Here is a 6,795-nt window from a genome sequence, read left to right as displayed (position 1 = left end):
CCGGCCTGCGCTTCTGCGTCGTTGACGCGAATCACAACGCGGGTCGCGTCAACGTAATCCACCACGCCACCACGCGTTGCCGTTACGACGGTGCCGGAGTCAATCGCAGCAACGCGCTCGATGCCGGTTCCAACCAGCGGTTTTTCCGGACGCAAGATTGGTACGGCCTGACGCGACATGTTGGCGCCCATCAAGGCGCGGTTTGCATCGTCGTGCTCAAGGAAGGGCACCAGCGATGCTGCCACGGACACGATCTGTGCGGGGGAGACGTCCATGTACTGCACACGCTCTGCACCCACCAGAATCGACTCACCCGCTTCACGGGCCGAGATCAGCTCACCCGTGAGTTTGCCGTCTTTGTCGAGTACGGAGTTTGCCTGAGCGATAACGTATTTGCCTTCCTCGATGGCGGACAAATAATCGATATCCATCGTGACCTTGCTGTCCACCACGCGACGATAAGGCGTTTCAATGAACCCATATTCATTGAGCCGCGCATACAGCGCCAGTGAGTTGATCAGGCCGATGTTCGGACCTTCAGGCGTTTCAATCGGGCACACCCGGCCATAGTGCGTGACGTGCACGTCACGCACTTCGAAGCCGGCGCGTTCGCGCGTCAAACCACCTGGGCCAAGGGCCGATACGCGGCGTTTGTGGGTGATCTCAGACAAGGGATTGGTCTGATCCATGAACTGCGACAACTGCGAGGCGCCGAAGAACTCTTTCAAAGCCGCCGAAATCGGCTTGCTGTTGATCAAGTCATGCGGCATGAGCGGTTCTTGCTCGGCTTGGCCGAGACGCTCTTTGACGGCTTTTTCAATCCGTGCCAGCCCGGTGCGGTACTGGTTTTCTGCCAACTCGCCAACGCAACGTACGCGCCGGTTGCCAAGGTGATCAATATCGTCCACTTCGCCGCGGCCATTGCGCAGATCCACCAGAATCTTGACCACGGCCAGGATGTCTTCATTGGTCAGAACCATGGGACCGGTCGATTCAGCACGACCCATCTTGGCGTTGAACTTCATGCGGCCCACGCGCGACAGATCGTAGGTGTCGGGGTTGTAGAACAAGCGCTGGAACAGCGCCTGCACGGCGTCTTCGGTTGGCGGCTCGCCGGGGCGCATCATGCGGTAGATGGCGACGCGTGCCGCAAACTCATCCACCGTTTCGTCGGTGCGCAGGGTTTGCGAAATGTACGCACCCTGGTCCAGTTCGTTGGTGTAAATACACGGCAAGTCCTGCACGCCAGCCGTGCGCAATTTCTTGAGCAATGCTTCCGTGAGTTCTTCGTTGGCCTTGGCCAGGATCTCGCCGGTGTCGGTGTCAATGATGTTGCGTGCTACCACGCGACCCACCAGGAAATCTTCCGGCACGCTGATGTGCGTGGTACCCGATTGCTCCAGTTCGCGGGTGTGACGCGCAGTTACCCGCTTGTCTTTGGCCACGACCACTTTGCCGCTCTTGTCCGTGACATCGAAACGAGCCACTTCACCGCGCAGACGCTCTGCCACGAACTCCATCTGGGCACCACTGTCCATCAGACGGAAGTTGTCATTGACGAAGAAGTTGGCCAGGATGGACTCATGGTTCAGGCCGATGGCCTTGAGCAAAATCGTGACCGGCATTTTGCGACGACGGTCGACGCGGAAGTACAGGATGTCTTTGGGGTCGAACTCGAAATCGAGCCAGGAGCCACGGTAAGGGATGATCCGTGCCGAAAACAGCAGTTTGCCCGAACTGTGGGTCTTGCCCTTGTCGTGTTCAAAGAAAACACCCGGCGAACGATGCAACTGAGACACGATCACGCGTTCCGTGCCGTTGATGATGAAGGAACCTTTGCCCGTCATCAAGGGCACTTCGCCCATGTAGACTTCCTGCTCTTTAACCTCTTTGATGACCTTGTTTTGCGAAGTCGAAGATTCGCGGTCATAGATGAACAGTTGAACCTTGGCCCGCACAGCGGACGCAAAAGTCAGACCGCGGGTCTGGCATTCGCGCACGTCAAAAGCCGGTTTGGCCAGGTTGTATTCGAGATATTTCATCTCGACAAAACCATTGTGCGAGATGATCGGGAATGCCGCTTCAAAAGCTGCCTGCAGACCCTCGACGGTTCGCTTCTTCGGGGGAACATCGGCCTGCAGGAATGCCGTATAGGCATCCTTTTGCATTTGCAGCAGGTAAGGGATTTCGAGCACGCTGTCGCGGCTGCCAAAATTTTTGCGAATGCGCTTGCGTTCGGTGTATGTGTAAGCCATGAGATCTCCGGGCAAAGACTAAGGAATCCTGGGGGTCCTAGGCGACTGTCGCGTTGAGCACCACACTCAACTAACTTGGTGATTGGCCACTACCAATCATTGGCGGACGGTTACACATTGCGTGCAACCCGAACCAAGGCATCTTCTGCAGTCGGGGTCAGAAGACACTGAAAAACAGACATCCAGCCTGCTTTTCAGTGCACTCTCATAAGCGCCAAAGGCTGGGGGCTCTTTTGGAGCACCCAGCCCTTTTGGGAAGATCGATTACTTGAGTTCGACCTTGGCGCCAGCGTCCACCAGCTTCTTCATGGCAGCTTCGGCGTCAGCCTTGGAAATGCCTTCCTTGACGTTCTTCGGAGCACCATCCACCAAGTCTTTGGCTTCCTTGAGGCCCAGACCCGTGATTTCGCGCACAGCCTTGATGACCGACACCTTGGCGGCACCGGCTTCCAGCAGAACGACGTTGAATTCGGTCTTCTCTTCGGCCACAGCGGCAGCAGCGCCACCGCCGCCTGCGGGTGCGGACATTGCTGCAGCGCTCACGCCAAATTTCTCTTCGATGGCTTTCACCAGGTCGTTGAGTTCCATGACCGTCATGCTGTCCAGCGCGGTCAAAAATGCGTCTTTATCGAATGCCATTTTTATTTCCTAACAATATTGGTTACAACAGGCTGCGGGCAATTAAGCTGCAACTGCCTCAGCGGGTGCTTCTTCGGCTACTTCTGCCACACCGGCGCCTTTTTTCTCCGCGATCGCTGCCAGCACACGTGCCGTACGCGAAATCGGGGATTGCATCAAGCCCAGCAACTGTGCCAACAACACTTCCTTGGAAGGGATGCTGGCAAGCGTTTTAACGCCGTTCACGTCCAAAGCTTTTCCGCCATATGCGCCACCGCGAATGACCAACTTGTCGTTGGTTTTCGCGAAGTCAGCCACCACTCGCGCGGCAGCCACTGCATCTTCAGAGAAGCTATAGATCAGCGGACCGGTCATCAGGTCGGACACAACTTCAAACCCGCTACCCGTGACAGCACGGCGAGCCAGCGTGTTTTTCAACACACTCAGACTTACACCGTTGCTGCGCGCGGTAGAGCGCAATTTGGTCATGTCAGCGACCGTGATGCCACGGTATTCCGCGATCACGAGCGTTTGAGCTTTTGCGGCGAGGCCAGTCACATCACTGATGACCGCTTCTTTCTCACTGCGATTAAGACTCAAGGTCTACTCCTTCAAAATGTGCTCGTCGGCAAATTGCCTTCAAACACGTCACATTGCAGCGACCAACTGTTTCGGAACTGATTCCATCAGCAGCGGGATCGCCATCTGCGTTGGCTGAGCCGTGAGCGAACCCACGGCACACTGATTAAGTGCTGACCCGTACCAGTACGGCTTGCACGCCAACGGTCTTGGATGACCTGCCCAAACCTTGCAGCATGAGCAGCCCACCACTTCAAGCCACCTTTTCAGGTAACCCGAATTTTTTGCAATTACGCTGCGATGGTCTGCATGTCCACGCGGACACCCACACCCATCGTTGACGAAACCGCCACCTTTTTCAAATAGACCCCCTTGCTGGTCGCGGGCTTGGCCTTGGTCAAGGCGTCCACCAATGCAGCCAGATTGCCTTGCAGCTTGTCGGTGTCGAACGAACGACGGCCGATCGTGGAGTGAACAATACCGGCTTTGTCAACGCGGAACTGCACTTGGCCGGCCTTGGCATTCTTCACAGCCGTTGCGACGTCAGGCGTGACGGTGCCCACCTTGGGGTTAGGCATCAGACCGCGAGGGCCCAGAATTTGCCCCAGCGTACCGACGACACGCATGGCATCCGGCGCAGCAATCACGATGTCAAAAGGCATGTCACCGGCCTTGATCATGGCGGCCAGGTCGTCCATGCCAACGATATCAGCGCCAGCGGCCTTGGCTTCTTCAGCCTTGGCGCCCTGGGCAAACACCGCGACGCGCTTGGTCTTGCCCGTGCCGTTAGGCAGCACGACGGCGCCGCGCACAACCTGATCTGATTTCTTGGCATCAATACCGAGCTGCACTGCCACGTCGATGGATTCATCGAATTTGGCATTGGCACACTCTTTGACAAGGCCCAGGGCATCGGCCAGGGGATACAGCTTGTTGCTGTCAATCTTACCGGCGAAGGATTTTTGTTTTTTGGTGAGCTGGGTCATTTAAACACCCTCCACATTCACACCCATCGAGCGGGCAGAGCCGGCGATGGTACGAACGGCTGCGTCCATGTCGGCAGCAGTCAAGTCTTTCATCTTGGTTTTGGCGATCTCTTCGAGCTGGGCGCGCGTGATCTTGCCCACCTTGACGGTGTGCGGCGTCGCGGAGCCCTTATCGATCTTGACAGCCTTCTTGATCAGAATCGACGACGGTGGCGATTTGATAACGAAAGTGAAACTCTTGTCCGCGAACGCGGTGATCACCACGGGCAGCGGCAGACCGGGCTCAATACCCTGGGTCTGGGCATTGAATGCCTTGCAGAACTCCATGATGTTCAAGCCGCGTTGACCCAATGCTGGGCCGATGGGGGGTGATGGATTTGCCTTGCCTGCTGGAACTTGCAGTTTGACAAAACCGACGATTTTTTTCGCCATGCTTTTCTCCTTGCGGGTATTGACGCCCTGACCGTGCTTTTAAATTGGCAGGCCCTGGCTCCCCGGGGTTAACGACTCACTTTGAAGACACCTGGCACCGAGTCGGGAAGCACCAAGTTATAAATCAGTTCAGGGCGGGGCAAAAAAGTTTCAATTTTTTCTTGCGCTACCCCGCAATGTTGCCGGTTTAGGTCTTTTCGATCTGCGAGAACTCAAGCTCCACAGGCGTGGAACGGCCGAAAATCGTGACCGCGACACGGACCTTGCTCTTTTCGTAATTGACGTCTTCCACCGAGCCGTTGAAATCGGTGAATGGACCGTCCTTGACACGCACAAACTCGCCCACCACAAATTCAACCTTGTGACGCGGCTTCTCGGTGCCTTCCTGCATCTGGTTGACGATCTTCAAGACCTCGGCTTCCGAGATGGGTGCGGGGCGATTCTTGGCGCCGCCCACGAAACCGGTCACCTTGTTGGTGTGCTTGACCAGGTGCCAGGTGTCATCATCCATGACCATCTCGACCAGCACATAACCAGGGAAAAACTTGCGTTCTGTGGTTTTTTTCTGACCGTTCTTGATCTCAACCACTTCTTCCATGGGAACCAGGATGCGACCAAATTTGTTTTCCATACCGGCGCGCGTGATGCGCTCGATGATGTTGCGTTCGACGGCCTTTTCCATGCCCGAATAAGCATGGACCACATACCAGCGCAGATCGGGATTGGTCGGCGCCGTTGCCAGCACTTGCGCTGCCGCAGGCGTATCGGTTGACGGGGTTTCTACAACATCATTCATTATTTCTTCCACCCCAGAATCAAGTCATAAAACAGCCACTCAAGCGTCTTGTCAGTCAGCCAGAGAAACAGGGCCATCACCAGCACGAAGACAAACACGTAGACCGTCATCTGTATGGCTTCTTTGCGTGCCGGCCAGACGACCTTTTTAACTTCACGCCAAGCATCACGGCCAAAGGCATAAAGTTCTTTACCTGGTTCGGCGGTGAAAAACACCACAATTGCCGCAGCCAAACCCAGCAGCAATACAGCCCATTGGACCAGTGCCCCCTGTTTGCTGAATAAATAAAAGGCAGCTAGCGCGGCAACAACCAATGCCGCTGCGGCAGCGAGTTTGGCCTTGTCGACTCCGGTACTGACAGTTTGAACTTGTGTGGTGGCCATATTTCTCTATCTCGCGCTTTTTCTATGTCAAATCAAACCCAGCCGTCTTGAGACGCTGAAGCCCGCTATTCTCATAGCGGGCTTGGAATCCACCTTCTTTACACAGTCAGGTGGCAGGGGCGGAAGGAATCGAACCATCAACCTTCGGTTTTGGAGACCGACGCTCTGCCAATTGAGCTACGCCCCTATCTAATCAGTTGAGGACAGAGCTGGCGCGCTTCGCGTCGCTGCGGTCTGTCCCACAATTTCTATTACTTACGCGATGATCTTGGCAACCACACCGGCGCCCACCGTCTTGCCACCTTCGCGGATGGCGAAACGCAGGCCTTCTTCCATGGCGATCGGGTTGATCAGCTTGACCGTGATCGACACGTTGTCGCCTGGCATCACCATTTCTTTGCCTTCTGGCAACTCGATCGCACCGGTCACGTCCGTGGTACGGAAGTAGAACTGGGGGCGGTAGTTGTTGAAGAACGGCGTGTGACGGCCACCCTCATCTTTGGACAAGACGTAGATCTCGCCGGTGAAGTGGGTGTGCGGCTTGATCGAACCGGGCTTGCACAGCACTTGGCCGCGCTGCACGTCTTCGCGCTTGGTGCCGCGCAGCAGGATACCGACGTTGTCACCGGCTTGACCTTGGTCCAGCAGTTTGCGGAACATCTCAACGCCGGTGCAGATGGTTTTCTGGGTATCAGAGATACCGACGATCTCGATTTCTTCGCCGACCTTGAGCACTCCGCGTTCAA

General features: G+C 56.0%; 8 protein-coding genes and 1 tRNA gene. All 9 read right to left on the bottom strand.

What is annotated here, in order from left to right; genetic code table 11:
• On the bottom strand, positions 1–2,255 hold a 2,255-nt coding region (gene rpoB / locus B3V69_RS04715; RefSeq protein ID WP_296444274.1), incomplete at its 3' end, for a DNA-directed RNA polymerase subunit beta.
• Between the two features lie 264 nt (positions 2,256–2,519).
• Complete coding sequence (gene rplL, locus B3V69_RS04710; protein WP_296444272.1) at positions 2,520–2,894, bottom strand: 50S ribosomal protein L7/L12; 375 nt, start codon at positions 2,892–2,894, stop codon at positions 2,520–2,522.
• A 42-nt stretch (positions 2,895–2,936) separates the two neighbouring features.
• Complete coding sequence (gene rplJ, locus B3V69_RS04705; RefSeq protein WP_296444269.1) at positions 2,937–3,473, bottom strand: 50S ribosomal protein L10; 537 nt, start codon at positions 3,471–3,473, stop codon at positions 2,937–2,939.
• Between the two features lie 269 nt (positions 3,474–3,742).
• Positions 3,743–4,438 (bottom strand): 50S ribosomal protein L1, encoded by a 696-nt coding sequence (gene rplA / locus B3V69_RS04700; protein WP_296444267.1) that lies wholly within the window; start codon positions 4,436–4,438, stop codon positions 3,743–3,745.
• Positions 4,439–4,870 (bottom strand): 50S ribosomal protein L11, encoded by a 432-nt coding sequence (gene rplK, locus B3V69_RS04695; protein ID WP_296444265.1) that lies wholly within the window; start codon positions 4,868–4,870, stop codon positions 4,439–4,441.
• 187 nt (positions 4,871–5,057) lie between these two features.
• A complete protein-coding gene (gene nusG / locus B3V69_RS04690; RefSeq protein WP_296444263.1) occupies positions 5,058–5,666 on the bottom strand; it encodes a transcription termination/antitermination protein NusG in 609 nt (202 codons plus the stop codon).
• Positions 5,666–6,049 carry a preprotein translocase subunit SecE gene (gene secE, locus B3V69_RS04685; RefSeq protein WP_296444261.1) on the bottom strand — a complete coding sequence of 128 codons (384 nt, stop codon included), beginning with the start codon at positions 6,047–6,049 and terminating at the stop codon, positions 5,666–5,668. Before secE ends, nusG begins: the two co-directional genes overlap by 1 nt.
• A 111-nt stretch (positions 6,050–6,160) precedes the next feature.
• Positions 6,161–6,236: transfer RNA gene (locus B3V69_RS04680), tRNA-Trp, on the bottom strand.
• Positions 6,237–6,304: 68 nt separating this feature from the next.
• Positions 6,305–6,795 (bottom strand): EF-Tu/IF-2/RF-3 family GTPase (locus B3V69_RS04675; protein ID WP_296444259.1); only part of this gene is annotated, 491 nt, incomplete at its 5' end.

This window comes from Rhodoferax sp. UBA5149 (genome assembly GCF_002413825.1).
Lineage (GTDB): Bacteria > Pseudomonadota > Gammaproteobacteria > Burkholderiales > Burkholderiaceae_C > Rhodoferax.
This window is presented reverse-complemented; position numbering and strand designations above follow the sequence as displayed.